General features: G+C 58.7%; 22 protein-coding genes and 1 tRNA gene. 15 read left to right on the forward strand and 8 right to left on the reverse strand.

What is annotated here, in order from left to right; all coding sequences use genetic code 11:
• Window positions 1-2: 2 nt before the first annotated feature.
• Entirely contained in the window at window positions 3-2,048 is a 2,046-nt protein-coding gene (locus ACUY2Y_RS06270; protein ID WP_448325266.1) for an ATP-dependent DNA helicase UvrD2, read from the forward strand.
• Here the strand turns inward: ACUY2Y_RS06270 and ACUY2Y_RS06275 are convergent.
• A complete protein-coding gene (locus ACUY2Y_RS06275) occupies window positions 2,045-2,899 on the reverse strand; it encodes a hypothetical protein (RefSeq protein WP_448325267.1) in 855 nt (284 codons plus the stop codon). The two genes, ACUY2Y_RS06270 and ACUY2Y_RS06275, sit on opposite strands and share 4 nt — an antisense overlap.
• Window positions 2,900-2,949: 50 nt before the next feature.
• Between ACUY2Y_RS06275 and ACUY2Y_RS06280 the strand changes: the two genes are divergently transcribed.
• Window positions 2,950-3,489, forward strand: coding sequence for a M48 metallopeptidase family protein (locus ACUY2Y_RS06280; protein ID WP_448325268.1), 540 nt, complete (start codon window positions 2,950-2,952; stop codon window positions 3,487-3,489).
• On the opposite strand, the gene ACUY2Y_RS06285 is transcribed toward ACUY2Y_RS06280, so the two are convergent.
• Window positions 3,486-4,946, reverse strand: a complete 1,461-nt coding sequence (locus ACUY2Y_RS06285; protein WP_448325269.1) for a zinc-dependent metalloprotease — start codon at window positions 4,944-4,946, stop codon at window positions 3,486-3,488. The two genes, ACUY2Y_RS06280 and ACUY2Y_RS06285, sit on opposite strands and share 4 nt — an antisense overlap.
• A 91-nt stretch (window positions 4,947-5,037) precedes the next feature.
• Here ACUY2Y_RS06285 and ACUY2Y_RS06290 point away from each other — a divergent pair, with 91 nt between their 5' ends.
• Window positions 5,038-6,132: a YlbL family protein gene (locus tag ACUY2Y_RS06290; RefSeq protein ID WP_448325270.1), complete on the forward strand. Its 1,095-nt coding sequence runs from the start codon at window positions 5,038-5,040 to the stop codon at window positions 6,130-6,132.
• 29 nt (window positions 6,133-6,161) lie between these two features.
• Here ACUY2Y_RS06290 and ACUY2Y_RS06295 read toward each other — a convergent pair whose 3' ends face one another.
• Window positions 6,162-6,860, reverse strand: a complete 699-nt coding sequence (locus ACUY2Y_RS06295) for a hypothetical protein (protein WP_448325271.1) — start codon at window positions 6,858-6,860, stop codon at window positions 6,162-6,164.
• 29 nt (window positions 6,861-6,889) lie between these two features.
• Window positions 6,890-7,423: a PPA1309 family protein gene (locus ACUY2Y_RS06300; protein ID WP_296148077.1), complete on the reverse strand. Its 534-nt coding sequence runs from the start codon at window positions 7,421-7,423 to the stop codon at window positions 6,890-6,892.
• An 86-nt stretch (window positions 7,424-7,509) separates the two neighbouring features.
• Here ACUY2Y_RS06300 and ACUY2Y_RS06305 point away from each other — a divergent pair, with 86 nt between their 5' ends.
• The 12 genes from ACUY2Y_RS06305 to ACUY2Y_RS06360 all read left to right on the forward strand — a co-directional run bounded on the left by ACUY2Y_RS06305 (window position 7,510) and on the right by ACUY2Y_RS06360 (window position 18,994).
• Window positions 7,510-10,479, forward strand: a complete 2,970-nt coding sequence (locus ACUY2Y_RS06305) for a UPF0182 family protein (protein WP_448325272.1) — start codon at window positions 7,510-7,512, stop codon at window positions 10,477-10,479.
• Between the two features lie 130 nt (window positions 10,480-10,609).
• Window positions 10,610-10,686 (forward strand) — tRNA-Met (locus ACUY2Y_RS06310).
• A gap of 293 nt (window positions 10,687-10,979) precedes the next feature.
• Window positions 10,980-11,084 carry an HNH endonuclease gene (locus tag ACUY2Y_RS06315; protein ID WP_448325273.1) on the forward strand — a complete coding sequence of 35 codons (105 nt, stop codon included), beginning with the start codon at window positions 10,980-10,982 and terminating at the stop codon, window positions 11,082-11,084.
• 198 nt (window positions 11,085-11,282) lie between these two features.
• Window positions 11,283-12,308: a DUF4192 domain-containing protein gene (locus ACUY2Y_RS06320; protein WP_448325274.1), complete on the forward strand. Its 1,026-nt coding sequence runs from the start codon at window positions 11,283-11,285 to the stop codon at window positions 12,306-12,308.
• A 165-nt stretch (window positions 12,309-12,473) separates the two neighbouring features.
• A complete protein-coding gene (locus tag ACUY2Y_RS06325; RefSeq protein ID WP_448325275.1) occupies window positions 12,474-12,617 on the forward strand; it encodes a hypothetical protein in 144 nt (47 codons plus the stop codon).
• A gap of 99 nt (window positions 12,618-12,716) precedes the next feature.
• The gene (locus ACUY2Y_RS06330) at window positions 12,717-13,136 is read left to right on the forward strand and encodes a single-stranded DNA-binding protein (RefSeq protein ID WP_070362918.1); all 420 of its coding nucleotides are present in this window, start codon (window positions 12,717-12,719) and stop codon (window positions 13,134-13,136) included.
• 369 nt (window positions 13,137-13,505) lie between these two features.
• The gene (locus tag ACUY2Y_RS06335; RefSeq protein WP_102239616.1) at window positions 13,506-14,186 is read left to right on the forward strand and encodes a metal-dependent transcriptional regulator; all 681 of its coding nucleotides are present in this window, start codon (window positions 13,506-13,508) and stop codon (window positions 14,184-14,186) included.
• A gap of 169 nt (window positions 14,187-14,355) precedes the next feature.
• Window positions 14,356-14,793 carry a class Ib ribonucleoside-diphosphate reductase assembly flavoprotein NrdI gene (gene nrdI / locus ACUY2Y_RS06340; protein WP_302010770.1) on the forward strand — a complete coding sequence of 146 codons (438 nt, stop codon included), beginning with the start codon at window positions 14,356-14,358 and terminating at the stop codon, window positions 14,791-14,793.
• A gap of 50 nt (window positions 14,794-14,843) precedes the next feature.
• A complete protein-coding gene (gene nrdE, locus ACUY2Y_RS06345) occupies window positions 14,844-17,039 on the forward strand; it encodes a class 1b ribonucleoside-diphosphate reductase subunit alpha (RefSeq protein WP_448325299.1) in 2,196 nt (731 codons plus the stop codon).
• A gap of 52 nt (window positions 17,040-17,091) precedes the next feature.
• Window positions 17,092-18,117 (forward strand): class 1b ribonucleoside-diphosphate reductase subunit beta, encoded by a 1,026-nt coding sequence (gene nrdF / locus ACUY2Y_RS06350; protein WP_448325276.1) that lies wholly within the window; start codon window positions 17,092-17,094, stop codon window positions 18,115-18,117.
• Window positions 18,098-18,373: a hypothetical protein gene (locus ACUY2Y_RS06355; RefSeq protein ID WP_070564615.1), complete on the forward strand. Its 276-nt coding sequence runs from the start codon at window positions 18,098-18,100 to the stop codon at window positions 18,371-18,373. The genes nrdF and ACUY2Y_RS06355 overlap by 20 nt, the downstream gene beginning before the upstream one ends.
• 39 nt (window positions 18,374-18,412) lie before the next feature.
• The gene (locus ACUY2Y_RS06360) at window positions 18,413-18,994 is read left to right on the forward strand and encodes an NADPH-dependent FMN reductase (protein ID WP_448325277.1); all 582 of its coding nucleotides are present in this window, start codon (window positions 18,413-18,415) and stop codon (window positions 18,992-18,994) included.
• 718 nt (window positions 18,995-19,712) lie between these two features.
• On the opposite strand, the gene ACUY2Y_RS06365 is transcribed toward ACUY2Y_RS06360, so the two are convergent.
• From ACUY2Y_RS06365 to ACUY2Y_RS06380, 4 genes are all read right to left on the reverse strand, one after another.
• Complete coding sequence (locus ACUY2Y_RS06365; RefSeq protein WP_071569264.1) at window positions 19,713-21,407, reverse strand: hypothetical protein; 1,695 nt, start codon at window positions 21,405-21,407, stop codon at window positions 19,713-19,715.
• A 1,257-nt stretch (window positions 21,408-22,664) separates the two neighbouring features.
• Window positions 22,665-23,294, reverse strand: coding sequence for a hypothetical protein (locus tag ACUY2Y_RS06370; RefSeq protein ID WP_448325278.1), 630 nt, complete (start codon window positions 23,292-23,294; stop codon window positions 22,665-22,667).
• Between the two features lie 41 nt (window positions 23,295-23,335).
• A complete protein-coding gene (locus ACUY2Y_RS06375; protein ID WP_448325279.1) occupies window positions 23,336-25,891 on the reverse strand; it encodes a hypothetical protein in 2,556 nt (851 codons plus the stop codon).
• On the reverse strand, window positions 25,891-26,097 hold the full coding sequence (locus ACUY2Y_RS06380) for a helix-turn-helix transcriptional regulator (protein WP_448325280.1): 207 nt from the start codon (window positions 26,095-26,097) through the stop codon (window positions 25,891-25,893). The genes ACUY2Y_RS06375 and ACUY2Y_RS06380 overlap by 1 nt, the downstream gene beginning before the upstream one ends.
• Window positions 26,098-26,144: the final 47 nt, after the last annotated feature.

Here is a 26,144-nt window from a genome sequence, read left to right on the forward strand (position 1 = left end):
GCGTGATCGACCTCAGTCAGCTCGATGAGGATCAGCGCGTCGCCGCTACTGCGCCCCGTGGGCCGGTGTGCATTCTCGCGGGTGCCGGCACAGGCAAGACCCGCACCATCACGTACCGCATCGCGCATCTGATCGACGAGGGCTTCGTCGTCCCCCAGAAGGTCCTCGCCGTCACGTTCACCTCCCGCGCCGCCGGTGAGATGCGCGACCGCCTGCGCTTGATGGGAATCGGGGGAGTGCAGGCCCGCACCTTCCACGCCGCGGCGCTGCGCCAGCTGCGCTATTTCTGGCCGCAAGTGGCGGGCGATCTGCCGTGGACGCTCATCGACAACAAATTCCCGCTCGTCGCACGCGCCACACGCACGGTAGGGCTCGAGCCGGACAAGGAACTCGTCCGCGACGTGCTCAGCGAGATTGAGTGGGCGAAGGCCTCCCTGGTCACGCCAGAAAGCTATGCGCAGGCCATCGAGAAAACCCACCGCGAACCGCCGACTTCAGCGGAGAAGGTCGCTGCGGTGTACAAGCGCTACGAGGAGTCGAAGACCAGCCCGGATGGCATGGGCCTCGATTTCGACGACCTGCTTTTGCATGTCGCGGGAGCGCTCGAGAATGCGCCGGCGGTGGCGGAGGAATTCCGCAACCAGTACCAGACCTTCGTGGTGGACGAGTACCAGGACGTCACCCCTCTCCAGCAGCGTGTGCTTGAGGGCTGGCTGGGCCAGCGAGACGATCTCACCGTCGTCGGCGACGCGAACCAGACCATTTATTCCTTCACTGGAGCGACCCCGGACTACCTGCTGAATTTCTCCCGCACCTACCCGCACGGCACCGTGGTCAAGCTCCAGCGCGACTACCGCTCCACGCCGGAGGTCACCGAGCTCGCCAACACGGTCATCTCCAAGGCCACCGGCAGGGAAGCGGGCACCCGCCTCGAGCTCGAGGGCATGCGTGCGCCGGGCTCGGAACCGACGTTCGCGTCCTATCCGGATGAGCCGTCGGAGGCGCGCGATATCGCCGCCGAGATCAAAAAGCTCATCGCGTCCGGCACGCCCGCTAAAGAGATCGCGGTGCTCTACCGCATCAATGCGCAATCGGCCGTGTTCGAGCAGGCGCTTTCCGACGCCGGGATTGTCTACCAGGTCCGCGGAGGCGAAGGCTTTTTCACCCGCCCCGAGATCCGCGAAGCGATCAATGTCTTGGTCTCTGCCGTAAACCGCACTGATCTCCCGGACGACCCGGTGGTTGTTGCGAAAGCCGCCTTCGCGCCGCTGGGGCTGTCTGCGACAGAACCTGAGGGCGCACGTCAGCGCGAGCGCTGGCAGACGCTCAATGCCCTGGTAGAGCTCATTGGCGACATTGTCAGTACCGGCGAAGCCACCTCTATGCCGGGCGTGCTGGCCTCCCTGCGGCAGCGTGCGGAATCGAAGCAGCCGCCAGCTGTGGACGGTGTGACCCTGGCCAGCCTCCACGCCGCCAAAGGCCTGGAGTGGGACGCCGTTTTCCTCGCCGGACTGGTGGAGAAGACCCTGCCGATCTCGCACGCGATCAAGGCCGGCGACGCCCAGATCGAAGAGGAGCGCCGCCTGTTCTACGTGGGCATTACCCGTGCTCGCGAGCACCTGCACCTGTCGTGGTCCTTGGCCCGGCAGGAGGGTGGCCGCGCGTCCCGCGAGCGTTCGCGTTTCCTCGACGGCATCGCCCCGCAGCTTGATGTCGAGCAGGCCCCCGAGCGTCTCAAGCGCGCGAAACGCTGCCGTGTGTGCGGCAACCAGCTGGGCACCCCAGCGGAGAAGAGCTTGGGCCGCCACGAGGATTGCGAGCCGACGTACAACGAATCCGCGTTCTTGGCGCTCAAGCAGTGGCGCCTCGATACCGCACGCGAGGCCCAGATCCCGCCGTTCATGATCTTCACCGACGCGACGTTGCTCTCCGTCGTGGAAGCCATGCCCGCGAGCGAGAATGAGCTGCTGGACATCTCCGGCATCGGTCCCGCGAAACTGGAGCAGTACGGCGACGATCTCTTAGATGTCCTCGAGGACTACCGCTAACTCCCGACAGAGATGCACACTGGGCACCGCGGGTGCTGCTCCATGTCCAGCAGCGACACCGTCTGCGCGCCGAGCGGGTCGACCACCGCTGCCCACCCGGCGCTCGGCATCTCACCCACAATCCCGGGCGGGTCCGGGATGCCCGCCAATCTGCGCACGGTCAGCGCCGCTGCTGCTGCCCCGGCAGCCGCGATGACCGGATCGATCGTTCGCGGCTGGATCTCCAACTGATCGGCGGCCGCACGGAATTGGTCGTCGCGGTCGCTGACATGCATGTGCGCGCACATGCCGCACGCATGACTCGGGTGGCGGGCAACAGGCCCGATGATCACCCGCGAATCGAAGGACAGCACCGGAACCACCCAATTGCGGTGCTCCTTGAGGGGCCGGCTCCACTTCACGTATTCGCCTCCGCCATCAACCACGATGAGCGGTGCGCCGGCCATCCGTTTCAGAAAGCTGCGGGTGTCTTCCCCCGCCAGCCGAATCCGCACTGTCGCACCAGAAGCCTCCAGCACCCGTCTGATCTCCTGAGCGAGGGGAGTGGCGCCCAGCAGCGCCACTGTGGTCCGGGCTGAGGGGATGAGAATGTTGTAGGCACACAAGTCGTCGATAAGCGAGCGTGCCGCTGTGGAATCGACGCTGCACTCGCCCACGAGCTGGTCCTGCAATTGCTTGATTGTCAGCGGCCACTTCGTGCTGCGCAGTGACATAGCGAGCGCCGGTGCGACGCGCGTGTCCACGATTCCGCTACGTGTCGCGTCGAGGCCGAATTGCACAGCCGTGTCCCCTCGCGTGAGAACGTGCACCCCGTGACCGAGCGTGACTAATGTTGAATCATCTAAATGCATGATTTCCCCCCTGACACTCACTATTCCACTGCACGAGAGCCGACGCACCAATGAAACGTCTACTTCAGTCGACATCGGGCAGTGATGCGTGGCCGCCCGAAGGCGTGGATGTGATCCGGTCGGCGCGCAGGAAACGTACCGTGCAGGCACGGCACGTGGGGGAGCGCATCGAAGTGCGGATTCCCGCGCGTTTCAGCGCGAAGGAGGAGCGCGAGGCCGTCGAGGAGATTCTGGCGAAGCTGAAACGGCGCACTACCTCGAATGCCGTGTCCGACGACGAACTTCTCGCGCGTGCCAAGAAGCTGAATGCGCAGGTGCTCGACGGCAAAGCGCGCATCGGTACCGTGCGGTGGGCGAGCAACCACAACACCCAGTGGGGATCGTGCACCGTGTCCACGGGCGATATCCGGATCAGCGACCGTCTACGCGATGTGCCGGATTATGTTGTCGACGCTGTCGTCGTGCATGAGCTGGTGCACACCTTCATTCCGGGCCACGGGCCGGAGTTTTGGCAATGGGCTGACCGCGCCCCTCGCGCTGAGCGTGCAAAGGGCTACCTTGAGGCCTACCAGCGGTTCGGTACGCGCTAGTCGTCGTCCTGCTCGTTGCCGCGCTCATCCTCGCTCGGACCCTGCTCATTGGCGAGCATCTCCTCGAGCTTGGCGATCTCCTCGTCGAAATCGGCGTCCGGCGCATCGTCGAGGAGCGTGTCGATGAAGGCCGCCGGATTATCCAAGTGCTCCGCCGTGGGCAGGAAGTCCGGGTGGTCCCAGACCTTGTCGCGGCGGTCCACACCGACGGCGGTGGTGGCCCGGCGCCACAGCTCGGCGGCCTCGTTGGTCTTCGGCGCGCCGAGCTCGATGCCGACAATGTTGTTGAATGCATGCTCAGCCGAACCGCCCGTTGCGCGGCGGCGTGCCCACGACTCGGTGAGAGCTGTCGTGGACGGAATGCGTTCTTTGAGCGCGTCCTCCACCACGACCTCGACCCAGCCCTCGACGAGCGCGAGCAGCGTTTCCAAGCGGGACGCAGCTGCGGCATTGCGCGAGGTGACGCGCGGGGACATGTCCATGTCCTGCATCCCCTGCATAGCCTCCTGCAGCTTGGCCGGGTCGCCCGACTCGAGGTCCAGGTTGCGGAGCTGCTCTTCTATGTGGGAGGTGTCCAACTCCAAGCCCATCGAGTACTCCTCGACGGAGGACACGATGCGTTCCACCAGCCACGGCACGTGCGTGAACAGGCGCTGGCGAGCGGCCTCGCGCGCGGAGACGTACACGAGAACTTCCTGGCCCGGCACCGACAACTGGTCGGAAATCGGCTCGATATTCTTCGGCACGATGCCAATCACGCCGCTCGGCGCGACAGGCAGACCAAAGTCGTTGCCCGTCAGGGCCTGGTTAGCCAGATCGCCGAGCGCCTGGCCCAGCTTGGCACCGAAATTCATGGAGTTGAAGTGACCGAGCATCTGCGTGATCGGCCCGAAAATCTCGCGGGCCTGCTCCGGCATCGCATCCAGCTGCGCGCGGTCCATGTGCTCCGCGACAGGGCTGACCAAGCGCTTCCAGGTCGGCAGGGTGCTTGTCAGCCACTCGTCTGCGCTCCACGCCTCTGCCCGCGCACCGGAATCGGGCAGGGAAGAGGCATCGTCGAGCCACAAATTGGCCAAGCGGGTCGATTCCGTCACCGCAGTGCGGTCGTTGGCCGTCATGCCCTTCGGTTCCTTGATGGACCGGCGCGCGGTGCGCAGCGCCACGTCGTAATTCACCGGATCGCGCTTCGGCTTCTCAGCCTTCTGACCCTGCTGGCCCGGTTGACCCTGCTGGCTCATGCCGGAGAGCATCTCGCCGAACTGGCCGAGGATGTCACCGAGGTTGCCGCTGAAATTCGCGGTGCCCCCGCTGCCGAAGGCGAAGCCGAACTGGCCGAACGGGTCGCCGCCGCGGTCATTGCGACCGTCGCCGTCGCCGCGACCGCCGTCGCGGTCGTCATCGCGGTCGCGGTCGCGATCGTCGTCGTTGGGGAAAGAGAACCCGAATCCGTTAACCATGGTGGCAAGCCTACCGGCGAGTATCAGGGCCGGTCCACGATGGGAGGAACGCTGTCAGCGAACACGAGGGCACAATGTAGGCTTTACATCCGTGGAAAATCCCGCAGCAGACCAGACCGATGCCCAGCGTTCGACCCGCCGCGCCGCCATCTGGGGCGGCATCCCGCTCGCGGTGATGGCGCTGATGCTCATGCTCGGCGGAATCCCGGGCACGCCGATCAAGCTGACAGTGCCGTACGCTGCGGAAAGCGCCGGCCCGACGTTCAATACCCTGGCTGAAGTGGAGGGCACCCCGGTCATTGAGATCGAAGGCGGCGAGGTCGACGAGACCTCCGGCTCGCTGGACATGACCACAGTGTCCGTGCGCACCAACATGACGATGGGGCAGGCGATCGGCCGTTGGCTGTTCTCCAACGACACGCTCGTGCCCATCGGCCAGATCCTCCCCAAAGACATGACCGACGAGGAAATGCGCAAGCACAACGAGGCTTCCTTCGTCGCATCCGAGGCCGCCGCGACCGTCGCCGCAATGAAGCACCTGGGTGAGCCGACGAAGGTCATCGTCCACGACGTGCTGCCTGACACCGCCGCAGCGGACGCGCTCAAACCCGACGACACCATCACCGCGATCGACGGTGAGGAGGTCACCGAACCGCAGCAGATCCAGGACAAGGTCCGCGCGAAGAAGCCGGGCGATGACGTGACCGTCACTTTCGTCCGCGGCGACGGCGATAAGCAAGACACCACGATCACCCTCGGCACGAACCCGGAGGACAAGGACCAGCCGTTGCTCGGTGTCACGATGACGTCCGAGCCCGCCGGCGACATCAACGTCACCTACAACCTCAACGACGTCGGCGGCCCGTCCGCCGGCATGATCTTCTCGCTCGCCGTCATCGACAAACTCTCGCCCGGCGAGCTCAACGGCGGCCGCAATGTCGCAGGCACCGGCACCATCCGGGAGGACGGCACCGTCGGCCCCATCGGCGGCATCACGCACAAGATCGAGGGCGCGCGCGATGGCGGCGCCGAGCTCTTCCTCGCGCCCGAAAAGAATTGCGCCGAAGCACGCAAGGTCGACAGCGGCGACATGGTCGTCGCCAAAGTAAGCACGCTTGACGACGCCATCAGCGCCATGCACGACTTCTCTACCGGCCAAGAAGTACAGACCTGCGAGGCTGAGTAGGGCCGGAGCGCTCACGATTGGGGAGTTAACTAAGCATTTTTCGAGGTAGAGGCGATTTCTTTGGCTTCGGAGGAGGAGGCAGTTTCGGACTCGTCCGCGCCCTTTTCTGCGAGGCCGAGCTCGTAGATCCGGTCGCGCGGATCCTCCATCTCGGACGACATCATCTGCTGGAGGACCTTGCCTTCTTCAACATTGACGACGGTGATGACGGCTGTGCGGCCGATCATGCTCCAGCCAACGAGCTGGTTTTCGGTCTCCTCGACGATGGTGGAGCTCTTCAGCCCCTCCAAGACATTCGCGGTGTCCTTCGCCATGGCTTGGGATTCGAAGAACTGGAACTGGCCGATCTCTTTGCCGCTGCAGTCATACGAGCTGCGAAGGCTGGTCTCGGTGCAGGTCTCCAAGGCGTCGAAAAGCGATTCTGGCGCGAGCGACGCGAACGTCTCGCGGACTTCCTCGAGCTTGTCCGCGCTGCCGCCGCCGTTCATCCAACGGCCCTTGCTGCTGGTTTCTGCCGCGGGCGATGTCGTCGAGGTTGTCGTTGTTTCCGATTCCTCTTCGCTGCTCGTGGATTCTGTCGTCTCGGGCGCCTCTGACGATTCCGTGGTCGGCTCGGCGGGTTCTTCCTCATTCGACGAGCAAGCGGACAGCCCGAGAGCGAGCACGAGCGCGGCGGGGATGCACGCGCGGCGGGCGAACGTGCGGCGGGTGAGCGTGGGGGACAGCACGGCAGGGGACTCCTTTGATCGGACGTGCTCTAGTCTATTTCCTCGTTGTCCAAGCTGTAGCGCAGCGCGCCCAGAACGGCGGGTGCGACGCCCGGGCCGCCGCGCAACTGAATCTCATCTTGCGCGAAGGGGCCTGCTTCCTCCAATTCCTCCTCTGTCGGGCGCAACTGCAGCAAGGTCTGCTCGATGCCTTCCTCGCGCAGCACACCGGAGAACAACCGCGCCGGGCGCGCGGAATCTGCTGAAGCGTCAGCGGTGTCTTTGAACATGATCTCCTGGGCGAGCACGAGCCCCTCGATCTCCTCCGGCCACACCAAACGGGTGAGGTAATCGCCCAATTCATCCGAACCGGGCTGAATGTGTTCCGGCATGTCCTCCTGCACGATCAACGTCAGCGGCGATGCTGTCTCCTCCTCCAACGAGGCGAGCTGATCCGCCACCAATTCCGTGGGCACCAGCGCGAAGAGGGTAGGGGAGGCATCCCACCCTTCGGCGTGGACGAATTCAACAGCTTCCATCATGGCCTTGTTCAGAGCCTGCTGGGGGCGTTGTAACTGGGGCAAGAGGGAACCCTTCTGGTCTTTTAGGCGTTGAACAATTTAGTGTTAGAGCTTAATAGAATGCCACAAGCCTGATAAGGAGCTGGATTTTGGCCACGCGCCTCAACCGCCCCCGCCCAAAGCCGGGGAAGTCCTCGAATAGATTCGCGATCATCCTCGGGCTCATCGCCCTGGTGCTCTTCCTCGTTCCGATGCTGGTCGGTGTGTACACCGACTTCCGCTGGTTCGGTGAGTTGGACTACCGCGGGGTGTTCACGAAAACCATCCTGGCGCGCGTCGCGCTGTTTGTGATCTTCGGCTTGGTCGGTGCCGCGATCACGTGGGCCGCAGCCTTTTTCGCATGGCGCGGACGCGAACGTGATGACGATTTTTTGGGCGACCCGAATTCGCCGATGACGGTCAACCGTGCCGCCATCCAGTCCGGCCTCCGCCCGCTGCTGCGCTGGGTGCCGCTCGCCGTTGGTCTGGTGTCCGGTCTCCTCGGGCAGAGCACGTGGCGCACCTTCATGCTGTGGCTCAATGGTGGCCAATTCGGCTCCACGGACGCCCAGTTCGGTCGCGACCTCGGCTTCTACGCTTTCGCTTTGCCGGCGCTGACCACGATCGTGAGCGTGCTGTCGATGCTGCTGGTCGTCGCGTTTTTGGTCGGCCTGGTCGGTCACTACCTGCTCGGCGGCATCCGCATCGCCAGTCAGGCCGCAGGCACCAAGGGCCACATTTCCCGTCCGGCGCTGATCCAGCTCGCCGTCACGGCTGGTCTGTGGATGCTGGTCAAAGCGCTCGACTACTGGCTGCAGCGCTACAGCCTGCTGTTCGACCGCAACGATATCTTCACCGGTGCCTCCTACACCGACATCAATGCGCAGCTTCCGGCACGCATCATCCTCATGGTCATTGCGATCTTGGTCGCTGCCGCATTCTTCGCTTCTGTGGTGTTCAGGGATCTGCGCGTCCCCGTCATGGCGACCGTGCTGATGGTCCTGTCCTCCCTGGTCATCGGCCAGGCGTGGCCGGCTCTGCTTCAGCAGTTCTCCGTCAACCCGAACCGCCAGGAACGCGAGTCCGAGTACATCGCCCGCAATATCGAGGCCACCCGTGAGGCGTACGGGCTTACCGACGACAAAGTCACCTACGAGAACAACTGGGGTGCGGAGAAGACCGACGACAGCGAGGTCGGCAACGACTCCGCCACGATCTCTAACCTCCGTCTTCTCGACCCGGACATCCTCGGTCCGACCTTCACTCAGAACCAGCAGCTCAAAAACTTCTACGGCTTCCCGGACAGCCTGGCCATGGACCGCTACACGGTCGACGGCGAACTGCGCGACTATGTCGTCGCTGCCCGCGAGCTCGATCCGAACGCTCTGCAGGAAAACCAGAAGGACTGGCTGAACCGCCACACCGTGTATACCCACGGCAACGGCTTCGTCGCCGCGCAGGCAAGCATTGTCGACGAAGCAGCCCAGGACGCCGGCTCCACTCGCGGCGGCCTCCCTGTCTTCACCGTCTCCGACCTGCAGGCCAATGAGAACGCCGCGGAGAAGAAGGACGCTGAGGACTTGGGCATCCGTGTGGACCAGCCGCGCGTGTACTACGGACCGGTCATCTCTTCCGCCGAGGACGGCCTCGACTACGCCGTTGTCGGCGACGTGGGCCAGGGCCCGCTCGAGTACGACACCGACGGCACCCAGTTCACCTATGACGGCGAGGGCGGTGTCAGCATCGGCAACTGGATCGACCGCGCCGCCTACGCGATCAAGTACCAGGAGCTCAACCTGATCCTGTCCGACCGTGTCGGCGACGATTCCCGCATCCTCTACGACCGCGACCCGCGTGAGCGCGTGGAGCGCGTCGCGCCGTGGCTCACCACCGACCAGCAGACCTACCCCGCAGTTATCGACGGCCGCATCAAGTGGGTTGTCGACGGCTACACCACGCTGTCGGCGCTGCCGTATTCCACCCGCACCTCCTTGCAGTCCACCACGGTGGACGCACTGAACCCGGAAGGTACTGACCAGCGTCTGGTCAACAACGAGGTCGGCTACATCCGCAACTCCGTCAAGGCCACCGTCGACGCCTACGACGGAAGCGTGGACCTCTACGCCTTCGACGAGGAGGACCCCGTTCTCAAGGCGTGGATGGGCGTCTTCCCGGACACTGTCCACCCGTCGTCGGAGATCTCCGAGGATCTCCGCGAGCACCTCCGTTACCCGGAGGACCTGTTCAAGGTTCAGCGTGAGCTGCTGGCCCGCTACCACGTGTCCGACCCGGGCGTATTCTTCAACAACGACGCCTTCTGGTCCGTCCCGAACGACCCGACCGCGCCGGAAGGCCGCAACGAGCTGAACCAGCCGCCGTACTACGTCGTGGCAGCTGACCCGAAGACGAAGAATCCGTCCTTCCAGCTCATCACCCCGTACCGCGGCCTGAACCGTGAGTTCCTCGCCGCCCACATGGCTGTGTCCTCCGACCCGGAGAACTTCGGCCACATCACCGTCCGCGTCCTGCCGACCAACACGCAGACCCGGGGTCCGAAGCAGGCTCAGGACTCCCTGATGTCGTCCGACCAAGTCGCCCGCGACCGCACTCTGTGGGAAGGCTCGAATGACCTGAAGAACGGCAACCTGCTGACTCTCCCGGTCGGCGACGGTGAGATCCTCTACGTCGAGCCGATTTACTCACAGCGCAAGGACCAGGCCTCCGCCTTCCCGAAGCTGCTGCGCGTGCTCGTCTTCTACAAGGACCGCGTGGGTTACGCCCCGACCGTCTCGCAGGCCTTAAGCCAGGTCGGCATCGACGCTAAGGAAGCCCAGGACATCAGCATCGCCGGCGAAGGCGTTCCCGATACCGAGGCCGAGCCGCAAGACGGCGAGGAGCAGCCCGCCGACGAGAACAAGCCTGACGACGCCCCGTCCGGCGGCGACAAGGACAGCGCCCTCAAGGACATCGACGATGCCCTCCGCGGCATCGAGGATGCCCGTGACGGCTCCTTTGAGGAGTACGGCCGTGCCCTGGACAAGCTCGACCGCGCCGTGGAGAACTACCAGAACATCCAGTAGTCCCACGGTGAACAAAGGGTGAACAATCCCCTGGCCGGAATTTGTCTGGCCAGGGGATTTGGCCTTTTATGGCGTCGTGCGTATAGTTAACGCCGTTGCCGATCGCGGCAGCAGGCGAGAAGTCGCCCGACGCGGGGTGGAGCAGCTCGGTAGCTCGCTGGGCTCATAACCCAGAGGTCGTAGGTTCGAATCCTGCCCCCGCTACCAACTTCCGGCCTCTACCAGTGGAAACGCTGGTAGGGGCTTTCTTTATTTCCAGTCAAAATCGCCATTTGGTGCACTAGATGGTGCACTAGGCCCAAAATCCTGCACCAGGCACGATGGTGACACGCCAACAAAACGGCGCATGTTTTTCGGGGCATTGCTTAGTGGTTGCTAGGACGGCAGCAACGAAGGAACGCCACGGGAGCCGGCAGTTCGGGGGAAATCTGCCTGTGCGTCGGGGGGGCTGCGCTATTGGTCATGACGAGAAGAAAGCAAAGATCTGGGCGCTTAAAGAAATGGACGCCGATCACGTCACTGCATGGTCCAAGGGCGGTTCGACTGAAGAGGGCAACTGCGAGCTGCTCTGCAAGTCTCACAACCGTGCTAAGGGCAACGCTTAAGAAGAGGGGCCACACTCCATTCACGAGACCGCGTCGCTAGTGCCACTGTCCTGCAAGCCGAGCACCAAGTAAGCACTAGCGACGCGCTGAGCACGTGGAGGTGCTGTACAGCGAGGATGCGGGGACATAGCCCGGCAGAGCCGGGACCAAATACGGGACTGACCTTACACATCCCGTATTTGGCAAGGAGTGCTCCACATGTCCGCTTATTCTCAAACCCTCACTTCCCACGGCGACATCCTCGCCAACATCCCCGGCATCCTTGGTTTCTATCCGCAAGACTCCCTGGTCCTCGCGTTCTTTAAGCACGACGAGGACTCACCACATCTCGCCCTCAGCCCGCTCGCCCGGCTTGATCTCGACGACGCTGTGGAAACGTTGATCAATAACAAGGATCAGTTCACGGCCTGGTCAGAGCAGCTCGGTACAGACGCTGTTATCGCCTACGTGGTCAACGCAGATCCAACCGCTGCAGATGAGCTGGCGAAGTTCCTGCTCAGTGAGGACTCACCACTGCCGACAGTGCTTGCCATCATCCAATTGCCAGAGATCACCTCCGGGACTGGGTGGTGGTCTGTGTACCAGCAGCAAGGCCTGTCAGAAGCACGCAGCGGCGTGGTCAGCGAAGTGGCAAGCTCGGCTGCACTGCAGCAGATGATCCTTGACACCGGCCAGCTACCAGCGCTGTCCCGCGGTGAGCTGGAAGAGCATCTGGACAGCGCGGCTCACGATATCGGCGATGTCGAGTATGAAGGCATTATCGCCGACGTTGAGGCTTTTGAGAAAGAACCGCCTTTCCTCCGACATGAACTGCAGCGTGAGTGCGAGCAGGCAACAGTGGGTATCGCTGACCCTGCTAACACTCGTGCCATCCGCGCCGGACTGCAGTGTTTTACCACCCCTATGCTGCGAGATCCGCTCATCGCAGCTCTGCTCGAAGAGCCGCAGCAAGGCCTGGCATTCGCAGAGCGTCTCATGCGTGCCGTGCCACGAGACTGGACGCGGATGCGATCGCAGGTGACAGCGACTGTCGCTGTACTGGCACAGGCCACTGGCCAGACGGGTCTAGCTGGCGTGGCTGCGCACCGAGCGACCCAGCTAAGTGATACCGAGAACTTTCCCTCACTGGTGGCTCGGGCGATCAATCTTGGCTTAGGGCGCAAGCTCATCACGAGCGTGTACGAAGGGGCCGTGAAGGCGCGGCATATCCTGTTTGACGCTTGATTTCCATACCCCGTTGCAGTTAACGCTGTAGCGGGGTTTCTTTCTTCTGGCAGCGCCGTGAACAGGGAAGACATTCATCTTCTACTAGCAGGGGAGAAGCACCCCGACAGCAGAGCTGTCTCCAAAAAGCGGATTGAGAATCAATTCACGACACGGAGGCACGCTATGTACCACTACACCCACAAAGACTTAGAGCTGCTCTACCTGATGAGCGACGGCATGGACGGCGAGGACGCCGATCCGGGTGCGACGCAAGAGCTACGCGACCTGGAAGCGGCAGGGGCACATCTGCCCTGGGCGGTGTTGTAGCGCCAGGGCTGTAACAGTACTTACAGCAGCAGCAAAGCCGCTGCTCAAACACACAATTGAAAGACAATCACACACTCACTCATATAAGGAGAAATCACAATGTCCAACCCGTTTAACAATGGCACCATCGTTGGCAACGCAGCACGCGAGCCGAAGATCTTTGAGCACGCAAACGGCGGTGCGACGGTGAAGCTCAACGTCTACGCACGTAATACGTTCAAGAACAAGTCCACAGGCAAGGTGGAATCAGAGATTGTCGAACTCACTGGCTACGTGGCTGACGCCAAGAACCTCGGCGTCTTCGGATGCATCGGCGCTGGTGATCGCGTTGCAGTGAGCTACTCGCTGAAGACTGACAACTACACCGATAAGGACGGCAACAAGCACTATCCGCTGGTAGCGCGCATCGACACTGTGCAGCTGATCGACTCCAAGAAGGAGTCTGAGGCACGAGCAGCACGACGCGAGAACAGCGCAGATAACGCTGCTGCTAATGACTCTGAAGAAGTGCCGTTCTAGTTGCAACAACACCCCGCAGGGAAACCTGCGGGGTTATTTTTTCAGCACAGACCACGCATAACGCCGTCGCCGTCCAGTACGGGAGCGCTGATACTCCTGCTCCAGACGCTCTGTCTCTACACAGTGCATTACATGAGCCATTACATGCGCTGTTTTACTGCACTGTGTACTAGCCATTCCATTACGCACTACGCTGGCGCACTTCAAGTTCATTGAAATCTTCTCAGACATTAGTGGTTCTCCTTCAAGTGAAGAATGCTTTAACTGGCCCCACCTTACCGGCATTCCTCTCAAACTTGGCCTCTGTTCGCTATGAGCGTTGGGGCACAGCGCCTAAGGCGCATACGGAAGCTGGGTTAACATTTACTCATGTCTGTTTCTGAGCTGTCCACCAGTACCCAGAACTATTTGAAAGCTATCTGGGGGCTAAAGGAATGGTCATCCGAGCCCGTTACCGCCACACTTATAGCGAAACAGCTGGGACTCAAGCTCTCCTCGGTCTCCGATGCAGTGCGCAAAATGTCGAAGCAAGGGCTCGTGTCACACACGCCCTATGGCTCTGTGGAGTTAACCGAACTTGGCAGGCAGTACGCATTGGTCATGGTGCGCCGCCACCGATTGCTTGAGTCTTTTTTGGTTCAAGCATTGGATTATACGTGGGACGAGGTCCATGATGAAGCCGAAAATCTTGAACACGCGGTGTCTGACATGCTCATAGAGCGCGTGGATAAGTTCCTCAATTACCCCACTAGGGATCCACACGGCGACCCTATCCCTACGGTTGATGGACAGATCACTATCCCCAGTGCGCACCGTCTCACCGACAGCGGCGCACAACCGCAGGTGACCGTGGAACGCATTTCTGATTCCGACCCACAACTGCTGGCCTTCCTCAAAGAGCAAGGCATCGTCACTGGGGCTGTTCTTACCACGCGCGAAGGAACGCCCTTTTCAGAATCGCTCGAAGTACAGGTAGCCGACAGTACTCAGTGGGTAGTACTTGGGCGCCCAGCTACGGACGCAGTGTTTGTAGCACACCACAGCCTGTAGTCTTTCCCTTTCTCATTAATCCTGTCCCTACCTGCCCTTTTAAAAACTACGGTGCGGCGTAGTTTGTAACTACGGTGCGGCGTAGTTTATAACTACGGTAGTGCGTAGTTAATCTTTTCGATCATCACCTATCCCACTTATGGCTAAGGCCAGGATGAGCAGGATTGTCATGTCAGACTCACCAGATTTGGTGTACTTTTCTAGCGTTTCTGAAAACACAAAAAGATTCGTCGAACGCTTAGATAGACCCGCGGTGCGCATTCCACTGCGGCCCAAGAAAACCGGGATGATCCAGGTATCACACCCGTACGTACTCATCGTTCCCACCTACGGCGGCGGCTCGCTCAAACGCGCAGTCCCCAAACAGGTCATCGACTTCCTCAATGACCCAATCAACCGCTCCTTTATCCGGGGCGTTATTACCTCAGGGAATACCAACTTCGGAAGTGCTTACTGCGTCGCCGGACGCATCATTTCCGCCAAGTGCCACGTACCGGAGCTGTATCACTTCGAGCTTCTCGGCACCCAGAGAGACATTGCCGCCGTAAAACAGGGCCTTCACAAGTTTTGGGAGCAGCAAAAGCAGCTAACGATGACACCCCATTAATCCCCCACAAGATGAAGAACACATCCGCATCACACAGATTGGAAAACACAATGTGGCCTCTTGATGCCACCCCCACACAGACTATTGGCGCTACGCCCCGCACCGCTTCAGCAGACAATGCCGGCGGTGTCGGCAAGCGCAAGAGCTACCACGCACTCAACGCGCAGCTGAACTTGTTCGACGCTTCTGGAAAAATCCAGTTTGACAAGGACATTCAGGCAGCACAAGACTATGTCACGCACCATGTCGCTCCCCGCATGCATCAGTTCGATTCCACCAAGCAACGCTTGGAATGGTTGGTTGATAATGAGTACTACGAGCGGGATTTCCTTGAGCTTTATGATGACGCCTTTCTGTGCGCCATGTATGACAGAGCTCATCGAGCTAAGCACCAGTTCCGCACCTTCCTCGGCGCATTTAAGTTCTTCACTTCATATGCACTGAAAACCTTTGATGGCTCCCGATTCCTAGAAGGCTACGAAGAACGCGTCGCCACCACAGCTTTATACCTTGCACAGGGCGACGAAGAGCTCGCAGAAAAGCTGGTGGATGACATCATGACCGGACGCTTCCAGCCCGCCACCCCTACTTTTCTCAACGCAGGCAAAGCCCAGCGCGGCGAAATGGTCTCCTGCTTCCTCCTGCGAATCGAAGACAATTTGGAGAGCATTGGCCGCAGCGTGAACTCTGCACTGCAACTATCAAAGCGCGGTGGTGGAGTGGCCCTGTTGCTGAGCAATCTGCGCGAATCCGGAGCCCCGATCAAAAAGATTGAGAACCAGGCTTCCGGCGTAGTCCCAGTCATGAAGATTCTCGAAGATAGCTTCAGCTATGCCAACCAATTGGGCGCCCGGCAGGGCGCTGGAGCCGTCTACCTGCATGCGCACCATCCAGATATTCTTCGCTTCCTGGATACTAAGCGGGAAAATGCCGATGAGAAAGTCCGCATCAAGACTCTTTCGCTGGGGGTTGTTATTCCAGATATAACCTTCCGGCTGGCCAAAGAGAACAAGGATATGCATCTTTTTAGCCCGTATGACATCGCTCGCGAGTACGGCGTAGCCATGTCTGACATGTCCATCACCGAGTACTACGACGAGCTGGTTGCCAATCCGCGAATCTCTCACACGACCATTAAGGCCCGCGAGTTTTTCACCACGCTGGCTGAGCTTCAGTTTGAATCCGGATACCCCTACATCCTCTTTGAAGATACGGTCAACCGCGCTAATCCCCTCAAAGGACATATCAATATGTCCAACCTGTGTAGCGAAATCCTCCAGGTCAACACGCCATCGACCTACGGAGCTTCGGGTGACTACACCACCGTTGGCCAGGATATTTCCTGCAATCTAGGGTCGCTCAACATCGCTAAAGCTTTTGAATCACCGGACTTTGGGGAAACTGTTGAAACCGCGGTGCGCGCTCTCACGAAGGTCTCAGACCTAACAAATATCGAAGCTGTTCCCTCCATCGCTCACGGAAATGCTTCCATGCATGCCATTGGTCTGGGCCAAATGAATCTCCACGGCTTCCTGGCTTCCAAGCGTATTCCTTATGGCTGCGCCGAGGCACTGGACTTTACAAATATCTATTTCCTCACGGTGACCTACCATGCGCTCCGCGCATCCCATGCACTCGCGGTTGAAAAAGGTCAACGATTCACAGGCTTCGAAGAATCCACCTATGCCACTGGCGCCTACTTTGACAAATACATCGACCAAGACTGGGCGCCAGCCACTGAACACGTAAAACAGCTCTTCCATGAAGCAGGCGTGCAGATCCCTCAACGCGAGGATTGGCTACGGCTCAAGAATCAAGTGATGCAAGACGGCATCTACAACGCCTACTTGCAGGCAGTTCCACCCACTGGATCAATTTCCTACATCAATGACTCCACCGCGTCCATCCACCCAATTGCCTCCAAAATTGAAATACGCAAGGAGGGCCGCTTGGGGCGCGTGTACTACCCCGCGCCGGAAATGACCAACGACAATCTGGAGTATTTCGATGACTCCTACGCCGTGGGATACGAAAAAATCATCGACACCTACGCCATGGCCACCCAACACGTGGACCAAGGGCTTTCCCTGACCTTGTTCTTTACCGCTGATACCACCACGCGGGACATCAACAAGGCACAAATCTATGCCTGGAAAGCCGGAATCAAGACCCTCTACTACATCCGTTTACGCCAATCCGCGCTCCAAGGAACCGAGGTCGAAGGCTGCGTCTCCTGTGCTTTGTAGGAGCACGGTCCTCCCCCTTGTCCACAACCATTCACTCAGAAAGAAAGAAGCTATGTCTTCAACATCGAATAGTGCTGAACTAACCAGCATTTCAGTTACTCCGCCGAGCTACCGGCATGATCCTTCAGCCCGCATCCGCGCCATCAATTGGAACCGGGTGAGCGATGAAAAGGATCTTGAAGTGTGGAACCGTCTCACCGCCAACTTTTGGTTGCCAGAGAAGGTCCCGCTTTCTAATGATCTCCCGGCGTGGCAGAAGATGACATCCGAGGAACGCAACCTCACCATGCGGGTGTTCACGGGACTCACCACCCTGGATACTGTCCAGGCCACCGTGGGTGAAATCTGTCAGATTCAAGATGCCCGCACCGAACACGAGGAGGCCGTGTATACCAACATCGCCTTCATGCAGTCAGTCCATGCCCGTTCATACTCTTCAGTGTTTTCTACCCTGAGCAGTACGAAAGAAATTGATGAAGCATACCGCTGGGCGGTGAATAACGACCTTCTCCAGGCACGCGCCAAGAAAGTTCTCGCGCACTATTTTGGGCCGGATCCACTCAAACGCAAGGTGTCATCGACGCTGCTTTCCTCGCTGCTTCTCTACGCGGGTTTCTATCTTCCCTTGCACTTTTCTGTCCACGCCACCCTGACAAATACGGCAGACATGATTCGCCTCATTCTGCGTGACAAGGCAGTGCACGGCTACTACTCGGGTTACAAATATCAGCGCGGTCTGGAATCCACGACCCCGTTACGGCAGAAGGAGATGCATGATTTCACCATTTCTTTGCTCGAAGAGCTTTATGCACTAGAGCTGGCCTATTCCGGCGAGCTATATGAGCCTTTGGGACTCATGGATGATGTAGCCGTGTTCGTTCGCTATAACGCCAATAAGGCACTCATGAATTTGGGCTACCCGGATTATTTCCCGCCCGAAGAAACGGAAGTGAACCCAGAAATCCTCGCGGCCCTAGCCCCCGGAGCAGATGAGAACCATGACTTCTTCTCCGGATCTGGTTCCTCCTATGTCATTGGTACTGCTGAAGAAACGAGTGATGATGACTGGGATTTCTAAACCTTTTCCGCGACCGGACCAAGGAAGCTGGCTTGAGACCATCGCGCTTTTTGAAGCCATCCGCGAAGGAAACCAACCCGCAGCCATGCGGCTGTTGAATACATCCGCCGCACGAGAGGCCGTCCTCGGGGGGCTTCTAGGACTCATCGAACTGTACTTCCGCCATGAAGAAGGAGACAAAGTAGATGGCTTCCTCACCGCCGCCCACGCTGCCGGCCCACCACCGGCCTTTGGCTGCAAGCCTTTTCTCCCTTGACCACGTCTCCCTACACCCAACTAAGAAAGAAGGTTTACCATGACCACCCCACGTATCAGCGTTATCGTCGGCAGCCTGCGCCGAGAGTCATTTGCACGCAAGATTGCACACGAGGTGCTCACGATGATCCCTGAAGGCTACGAGGCAAACATCGTGGAAATCCGTGACTTGCCGCTCTATGACTTCGACTACGATGACCCCGCCGTTACGGACAAGCCCACTCCGGCTGAGTACACCACCTTTCGCGAGACCATCAAGAACTCGAGCGGGATCCTCTTCATTACGCCAGAGAACAACCGCACTATCCCTGCCTGCCTCAAAAACGCAGTGGACATCGGCTCTAAGCCCAACTCAGATGTGGCGTGGAAGAACCTTCCCGCAGGTATCATCAGCCACTCTGTAGGCCGCATGGGCGGCTACAGTTCACAGAAGAACCTCCGGCTCGCCCTGTCCTACTTCGATATGCCGCTTCCTGGTCAGCCCGAGGTATTCCTTGGCCAATCCCCCACCCTCTTCGAAGACTCCGGCCATCTCAATGAAGGCACCGCAGGCTTTGTCAAAGACTACGTTATACGCTTCCTGCGGTTGGTCGACATGACATTAACAGCCAAGCACAGCTAGCGACGGCGACTAACCCTAGCCACCGCCCTCTACGAAGTACTTGAAGGCTTCTAAAGGGCGGTGGCTAGGTCAAAGCCGCAGTACGGACGTTGTGGGGGAATGGCGGCGGTACAGCTCCAAGCGCGCCGACATTTCACAGCGCAACACACTGCTCTTTTTGCGCGCTGTTTTACTGCATGGTCTACGAACCAATTCGCTACGTACTACGCTGGCGCACCTACACACCGCTAGATCAACCACTTCACTACACTCTGTAGTGGCGCGTAACTTAATTGGCGCGTTTATTGCGCAGTTAAGTGGTGTGTCATTACGTTGACCACTTAAATGACACGTTTAATGACGTGTCATTTCATTAGCACTTCTATTGCGCAGTTAAATTACACGTCATTTCATTAGCGCTTCTATTGCGTACTTAAATGACGCTGTAACTCTGCAGCGCATTCTGTAGGCACTTTCGCTGCACTTTCTACGCGCTCATTTACTACCCACTTAACAGCGCTGTAGCCACGCACCTTTCCTCCACAACCAGCAGCACAACAGACGCGCCACTACGCGCGCCATTTCACTGCACTACAGGATTGCCACCACACAAAAAACACCGCTCTAATTCTTCGATTTTCGCTGAATTAGAGCGGTTTTAGCGCTGTCGCTGGACACTGACCCTGGCGACATCCTGTTAGGCCGCTACAGGGCCATACAGGGCAGGGGAGACCCCCATCTACGGCTTGCCGCCGTCGGGGGACTCCTTGTCACCGTCGGGAGACTCCTTGCCACCGTCGGGGGACTCCTTGTCACCGTCGTGGTCGCGCTGTTGCTCCTGCTGGCGGCGCTTAGCGATGCGTTCCAGCGCGCGACGCAGTACTGCAGCACTTTCCTCCTGAGTACGGTCGATGACGATCTCGCGGTACCGTTGCTTCATCTCTGGGTTGCTGTCAATCTCGACCCGCAAAAAGTCCTGATCAACATGCGAAATCTCCTGCAACGACTGCGTTGCTTCCTCGATGATGATCTTCGCTTCCTGCTCTGCTTCCTCGCGCGTTACTGCAGCGTCACGTGTGGCCTCATCATGTTCTTCACTGCCGAATTCTTCGGCAAGGTCAAGCAGCTCATCTGCCTGAGCTTCAGCGAGACCCAGCGTCTGCTCAGCTTCTTTGCGTGCGTCACTGCGGATCTGCTCGGCTTCTTGCTCGGCCTTTTCGCGTGCTTCGCTGCGGAGCTGTTCAGCTTCCTGCTCTACACGCTTGAGCTTGGCTTCGGCGGCGCTCTCAACCTCCTTGGCACGGTCCAGCAACTCTTCCGCCTGTGCCTCGGCAAGACCCAACTCCTGTTCAGCATCCTTCTGTGCATCACCACGAATCTTTTCGGCGTCCTGCTCGGCCTTCTCGCGTGCTTCTTTGAGTACGCGCTCGGCAACCTCGCGAGCCTGCTGTTCAGCATTTTCCTGCACACGCTGGGCTTCTTCACGGGCCTGCTGCGCCCGTTCGAGTTCTTCTGCAGCTTGCTTGCGGTCTTTCGCTGCAGCATCGACATCTCGCTGTACGGAGCTGTGCTTCCGTTCCACCTCGTCCTCACGGTTCGCAAGGTCGCGCTCCCGGTCCTGCTGTTCGACGTAACGGTCAAGATTCAGCGACTCATTGTGACGTTCAGACACATCTAGCTCTACCGGGTAACCCAACGCGTACATGTGCTCTCGAAGTCCACGCTGCGCGTCGATGAACTTCTGGTTCCCGGAGATTTGTTTGCCCTTCTTCGGGCCAGATATGTACCGCACCGACTCATCAGTGTTGTACGCGATGCCGGGCCGGCAGCGGAGCTTGTCGGGATCATCCGGCTTCGGCGAGAACGTATCAGCCTGGAACTGGATGTGTGGCGTTGATTCGTCGAAGTTCATATCCCCACCGGCTACGGCATCGATGCCGCCGGGGATGAAGTTCTCGGCGAGCCAGCGCATCGACTCTTCGAGGTACTCCTTCGCTTCGTCGTAGTCCCGTGCGACAAGCCGTGCGCGCTTCACCTCACGGCCGTCCACAGTGCTGGTGTAGAAGTCGGGGACCTCTACACACATCGACTTCGGCAGATGCACGACGAACAGAGACGTCTCGAAACTGTTCTTCTGTACGCGCACGCCGTCCATCCGGGCGTCTTGGTACGCCAAGACCTCCTCGACGGACGCAGCGCGTCGGAACGTGCCGTTGCCGTCGTTGACGAACGGAACGTTCAAATGCGCATCGGCCACGACGATATTGCTATTCATCGCGGCCTGATGCGCGAGATCCTGCGGATCTAATTCTCGCATCGCCTCCTTGAGGAGTCGCTTGCGGTCTCCTCGCGTGTCTCCGCCGCAGTTGTCGCGGCGGAGATGGCGCAGATTGAACGCTGCGCGTCCCTTCTGCGCTGTAGATGTCTTCGACATATCGCGTACCTCCTGTAGATGTTGGCGCGCACTCGGAGCCTCTGTCTTCGACCCCTCCAAGTGCGCGCCAACATGGCGAACTTCAATTTCCTGGGTCCCCTAAGAATCGTTCGGGTCCCTTGCGTTGCCGTCCCAAACGATTCTACCCCAGAAAATTGAAGTTCTTTAGCCCCCTAAAGACCTTAGTCTATCCACCTCGCAAGCTCGGATAACTGAGGTCTCACGGGGGCGCCTGCAGCGGGCAATAGCGAAGCTACAAAACCCTCCCTATTCGGTCGGCTTTTTCCGCTTCGCCTTGTGTGAAAAGGCTACGCGACCTGCGAAGATGCGCTGTGGCGATCTCCTTGGTCCCGTAGCAGGGCAGGGCCTGCGCAGCACTTTTCGCGCTGCTTGGCAGAGCTTTTCACTCTCATAACCCGTGCAATATCCATCGCACAGGTATCTCACCGGCGCTCGCATGACACGCTTTTCGCGGACATTTTGAGACGCCGGTATGTAAGCGGTGCGTTTTCCCTGCTCACACAGTGAAAATGGGACTTTTCAAAAAAGTCCCGGCGTCGCACCTCCTTATACTTGGTTTTCACCTTTCGACTCAAACCGGCCCGGCGTCGCTATAGAAGCGATGTGTTTACGCACTGTGACCAGCGATAACACCGCTTCGATACCGATGTACCGGCGTCGCACCCCCTTATACTGGTTTTCACTTTTCGGCAGTGAAAAACGGCTGCGGCACATGAAAACCGTCATCGCTGCTGCTCAGACGGTAAAAAATCGGTTCGTAAGCGGTTGCCACCGACGACGACCAGATGAAAAACATAATCCACGGAATATCTTCTTGAGACCGTGTACAGATCCGTCACTGCAGCCTTACGGCGACGCCTCCGGGCATAGCGAAACCCCGCCACGAGGACGGGGTTTCGGAGGGGCAGTGACCGCTACAGCGGTACGCGAAGACGGAGTTTTATCACACAGTCACGAGGCTACCGTTGATCGTTCTCACGGTCGCGGACAAACTCATAACTATCACGCGTTTTGATAGCTTGTAGGGCTAGCGCGGTCTCCTCCTTTAACATCTCAACCTTACGGAGGGTCCGTCTAGCCTTCTCGCTAGCGGCTTTCATTCTTGCAGACATCTCAGCGTGGTAGGGATCCGATGGATTGTATCGAAAAATCATGGTGCGTTCTCCTCGATTACGGTCCGAAAACTTCTTGACGAGCCACCTACACACGGCGGTGCACGGGCGGGCTGAAAGAGGGTCATGCAACACCACCATCGACAGTGTCGAGGAACTCACGAACAACACCGAGATCGGCATCGTCGAGAACAGATTTCTGACGAGCTTTCTTCGACATGTGTTCCCACTGGCTACGTGTAAATTCACCAAGACCAAGAGAACACAACCACTCAAGCTTCTGAGCAACATTCAGTCGTTTCGAAGCGAGCGCGGGTACGTTAATCAGACCGGTCTTATGCGCGGCGACGATCTCGGAAAGCAGTGCAGACCCGGCCGTGCGCACACGACGATGACGACCCGATCGGTAACGCCGGTGAAAGGTTTCCCATTCCTCGCGAGTTCGTAAACACCCGGTTTCCGAGAACGCACCAGGCCGATGATTCTGCATGTGCTGGCCAATGCTACGAGCCTTGTCATAATGGTAAACCGTGGCCCAGGCACGAGTGTCAAAACCAAAAAGCTCATGCCCGGCAACATCAACGGATTCACCAGACTCAACCAGCGGTTCACGCTTGAGATCAAAGTCCAGAGTCGAAATCGATGGATTGAGGCTTTTCAGCAGACAGTCGACACGATCTTCAGAACGCGAGAGCTCACGGAACGAGGGGAAGGTGGAGTATGGATTAGGGACTTTAGAAGTGCGCGATAGCACGAGGTCACGGAAGTATTGCCGCTCCTCACTACTCCCGCGCGTTATCGTTTTGGGGTTTTGACACCCCCTTTCGCCAGCACGCCACCCTCTTCGAGGGACACGTTGGCACGCGTCGCGAGGTTGATCAGATCATGCTGTTCGTGCTTGATCTCCCAGATGGAATCATCGTCTGCAAGAGCAAGTCGCGCATCGCGGAGAATATCTGCCAGACCGAAGAGGTCGAGACTTTCCAAATCGCCATGGGAGGTGATGACACCGTCGGTAGTTGCACTGAGAATCTCAACCTGATTAGCGACCGCGAGCAGCGTTGCACGCACCAGAGAGGTGGTCATCGAGGCATGGTAGGGCGATGTCACCGCCGAGCCACCGATGTTCTCCATTTCCTCGGCATAGGCATTCCAACCATTCTGGTCATCAACGTCTTGGGCCAACTTGCCATAACAGGAGTTCGTCGCAACCTTGATAGTCAATTCTTCGAGAGACTTCGGACCAAAGTCACGCTTCGCCGTAGCACGGTCACGAACCATCTGTTTGAGTGCAAACCGTAGCGAACGGGAATACTCAATTTCACCGTCTATTTCACGACCCAACAGTTTCATTTCAATACCGCGCTGACAGAACACGCGAGCGCCAAGCTTGAGCGCGAGCCAGATTTCAGGTGCAGAGCAGGTCTGACCATGGAACACACCATCTTCGCCACCACCAACAACGTCAACAATTGCGTTGAGCTGCTCACGCGTGAAATCACGCCCGCCACGGTCTACGCCGTCGGGATCAAGCCCACACTCGTCAAGCCGGAGGGAATCCCCCTCGTCATCACCAAAACCACAGCCGTAAGACGTGCGTGGAAAGATTAACGAGTCACCGCGCCGGACCGGTAGACACGGCACGATCACAGACTCGGGAAAGACCCAGCCAACATGCCCCACAAACGGTGTCAACGGCCCTAGCCAAAAGTCATCAAGCGTGAGTTCACGCTTCTCAATGGTGCGAGCAATTACACCACCATCCGAGTAATCGGGATCAATGATGCAGGACATCGCAGTGGGATAAGCAGACTTCAGATCCCAGTCATAGGTCTTGTAGAAGTGTGCACCAGGAGCAAGGCACGCGTTGTACCCACCACAGAACGCGTCAGCCCAGTTCCCATGAGCATCACGGGCGTCACCGTCAACAGGTTCAAGGGAACGGCGCGCGTAATACTGCAAGTCATCGTCGCATTCAAGTTCGGTTTTACGTTTTTTCAACCCCTGAAAATTCCTGCGAAACAACGCGTTGGAGGCACCATTCGGCGATTCCTCAACAGCATCGTGCACAGCATCAGCGTTGATGAAATGTTTCAAAACCCAGTAGTCCGTAATCCCGGACTTGAGGGCAGCGGCACCACCAGACGAGATGGTCACTGGAGGGACAACATTCCACCCCCACACTTTGGCCATATAGTGCACGACGATACGCGCATCATTGGCTGAATAGTCAAGGAAACGTTGTAGGTCATCGCGAGACAACTTCTTCATGTCGGCGATGTCATCACCTACGTCAAGCTTTCGCACGCCACAGGCGTCGCCCAGAGCCTCAAGGGACTTGTGATCAGGACTAGCCTGATTACGAGTGTCTCGGAAAATGACGCTGAAAGGGAAAAGTCGGCTAGAGCTGCCATAGCCACTAGTACGCACGACGCGGACAGAACCAAGGCTTACCAAACCACCACCGGCAGAAGTAAGCCGATGGAGGATGTCATCGCAACGACGTTTCGGCCTGCGGAAAGCAGTCGCGTCAACCTTCATATAGTGACCCACCAACACGATGCGGACCGAGAACTTGTGAAAGAGTGAGTCACGGACATGGTCATCGTCAAGGTCGCGACGCGGTACACCGCGAGGATCGAGCGAAGCAGTCCCGACCTTCCCGACATCCTTGAAACCGTTAGCGTACCGATGAAAGCCCCCAGCAAGCGAAACCGTATAGAGACAGTCAGCAACTTCAAGCCGTTGACCCTCCAAAGGCATGATCACAACTTCGTGTTGTGAACCATCAAGGATGTCAACCCAGTAGAACTGGTAGCTAACAATTTCACGGGACTTTCCATCGACAGCAACGTTGTACTCAGTGTCATAACCGAGTACTAGATGAGTCTTACCAGTACCCATCGCAAGAACCGACGGCAAAGATCCAAAATCTACAACGGGCACAGCGTCACTGTCGGCAGCACCGGTTTCAGATTGGCCCGGCCTTTCAGGCCAAGCCAATCTGCCCGCCCATAGGGTATTTTGGCCTGATTGCGTTCGAATGGTCTGACATGCAGATATGTGGTGGATGTTCGAATGGTAGATGGCATCATTTTTTAATTTGGTGCCGTGATTTAGGCGCTTGGCGAAGTCGAACCAACCGTTTTCGCGGTGTAAAACAACTGCCAAATCGGACCTGTCACCGCGTTGGTCGGAGGCGAAGTTGACGAGCCTTACGGACCACCCTTCAGCATCATTTTCAATCTGAGCATAACGCTGTGCAATGGTCGGCGATACGCTTGAAACCGAAGTATCAATACTCCAGCCCCCGTTGTTAGCCGCAGCGGGGGACTTTCCTCTGGGTGTCATTACGCAGCACCGCCAATCGACGGTTGCGAATCGAGCCAAGCTTCAAGGTCGCTGACGCGATAGAGGATGTGCTTGCCAGATTTGATGTAGCGGGGGCCTCGCCCTTCAGTGCGCCAGTTGGCAAGAGTACCCCGCGAGAGGCCGAGCATCTCGGCGGCGGTTGTCGGCTTGACAGAAAGGCGGGGGGTGTCTTCGTGAATAGACACGATAGATTCTCCTGACATGGAAAATTTGCCCCAGCCTGCGCAGTTCG

The sequence above is a fragment of the Corynebacterium sp. 20-84 genome, from assembly GCF_053479455.1.

Coding starts and splice junctions, on each gene's coding strand:
- ACUY2Y_RS06335 (WP_102239616.1), top strand. CDS start 13,506: ATGTCTGTTTCTGAGCTGTCCACCAGTACCCAGAACTATTTGAAAGCT.
- ACUY2Y_RS06320 (WP_448325274.1), top strand. CDS start 11,283: ATGTCCGCTTATTCTCAAACCCTCACTTCCCACGGCGACATCCTCGCC.
- nrdE (WP_448325299.1), top strand. CDS start 14,844: ATGTGGCCTCTTGATGCCACCCCCACACAGACTATTGGCGCTACGCCC.
- ACUY2Y_RS06325 (WP_448325275.1), top strand. CDS start 12,474: ATGTACCACTACACCCACAAAGACTTAGAGCTGCTCTACCTGATGAGC.
- ACUY2Y_RS06285 (WP_448325269.1), bottom strand. CDS start 4,946: ATGGTTAACGGATTCGGGTTCTCTTTCCCCAACGACGACGATCGCGAC.
- ACUY2Y_RS06315 (WP_448325273.1), top strand. CDS start 10,980: ATGGACGCCGATCACGTCACTGCATGGTCCAAGGGCGGTTCGACTGAA.
- ACUY2Y_RS06375 (WP_448325279.1), bottom strand. CDS start 25,891: ATGACACCCAGAGGAAAGTCCCCCGCTGCGGCTAACAACGGGGGCTGG.
- ACUY2Y_RS06355 (WP_070564615.1), top strand. CDS start 18,098: ATGATGACTGGGATTTCTAAACCTTTTCCGCGACCGGACCAAGGAAGC.
- ACUY2Y_RS06330 (WP_070362918.1), top strand. CDS start 12,717: ATGTCCAACCCGTTTAACAATGGCACCATCGTTGGCAACGCAGCACGC.
- ACUY2Y_RS06365 (WP_071569264.1), bottom strand. CDS start 21,407: ATGTCGAAGACATCTACAGCGCAGAAGGGACGCGCAGCGTTCAATCTG.
- ACUY2Y_RS06280 (WP_448325268.1), top strand. CDS start 2,950: ATGAAACGTCTACTTCAGTCGACATCGGGCAGTGATGCGTGGCCGCCC.
- nrdF (WP_448325276.1), top strand. CDS start 17,092: ATGTCTTCAACATCGAATAGTGCTGAACTAACCAGCATTTCAGTTACT.
- nrdI (WP_302010770.1), top strand. CDS start 14,356: ATGTCAGACTCACCAGATTTGGTGTACTTTTCTAGCGTTTCTGAAAAC.
- ACUY2Y_RS06275 (WP_448325267.1), bottom strand. CDS start 2,899: ATGCATTTAGATGATTCAACATTAGTCACGCTCGGTCACGGGGTGCAC.
- ACUY2Y_RS06360 (WP_448325277.1), top strand. CDS start 18,413: ATGACCACCCCACGTATCAGCGTTATCGTCGGCAGCCTGCGCCGAGAG.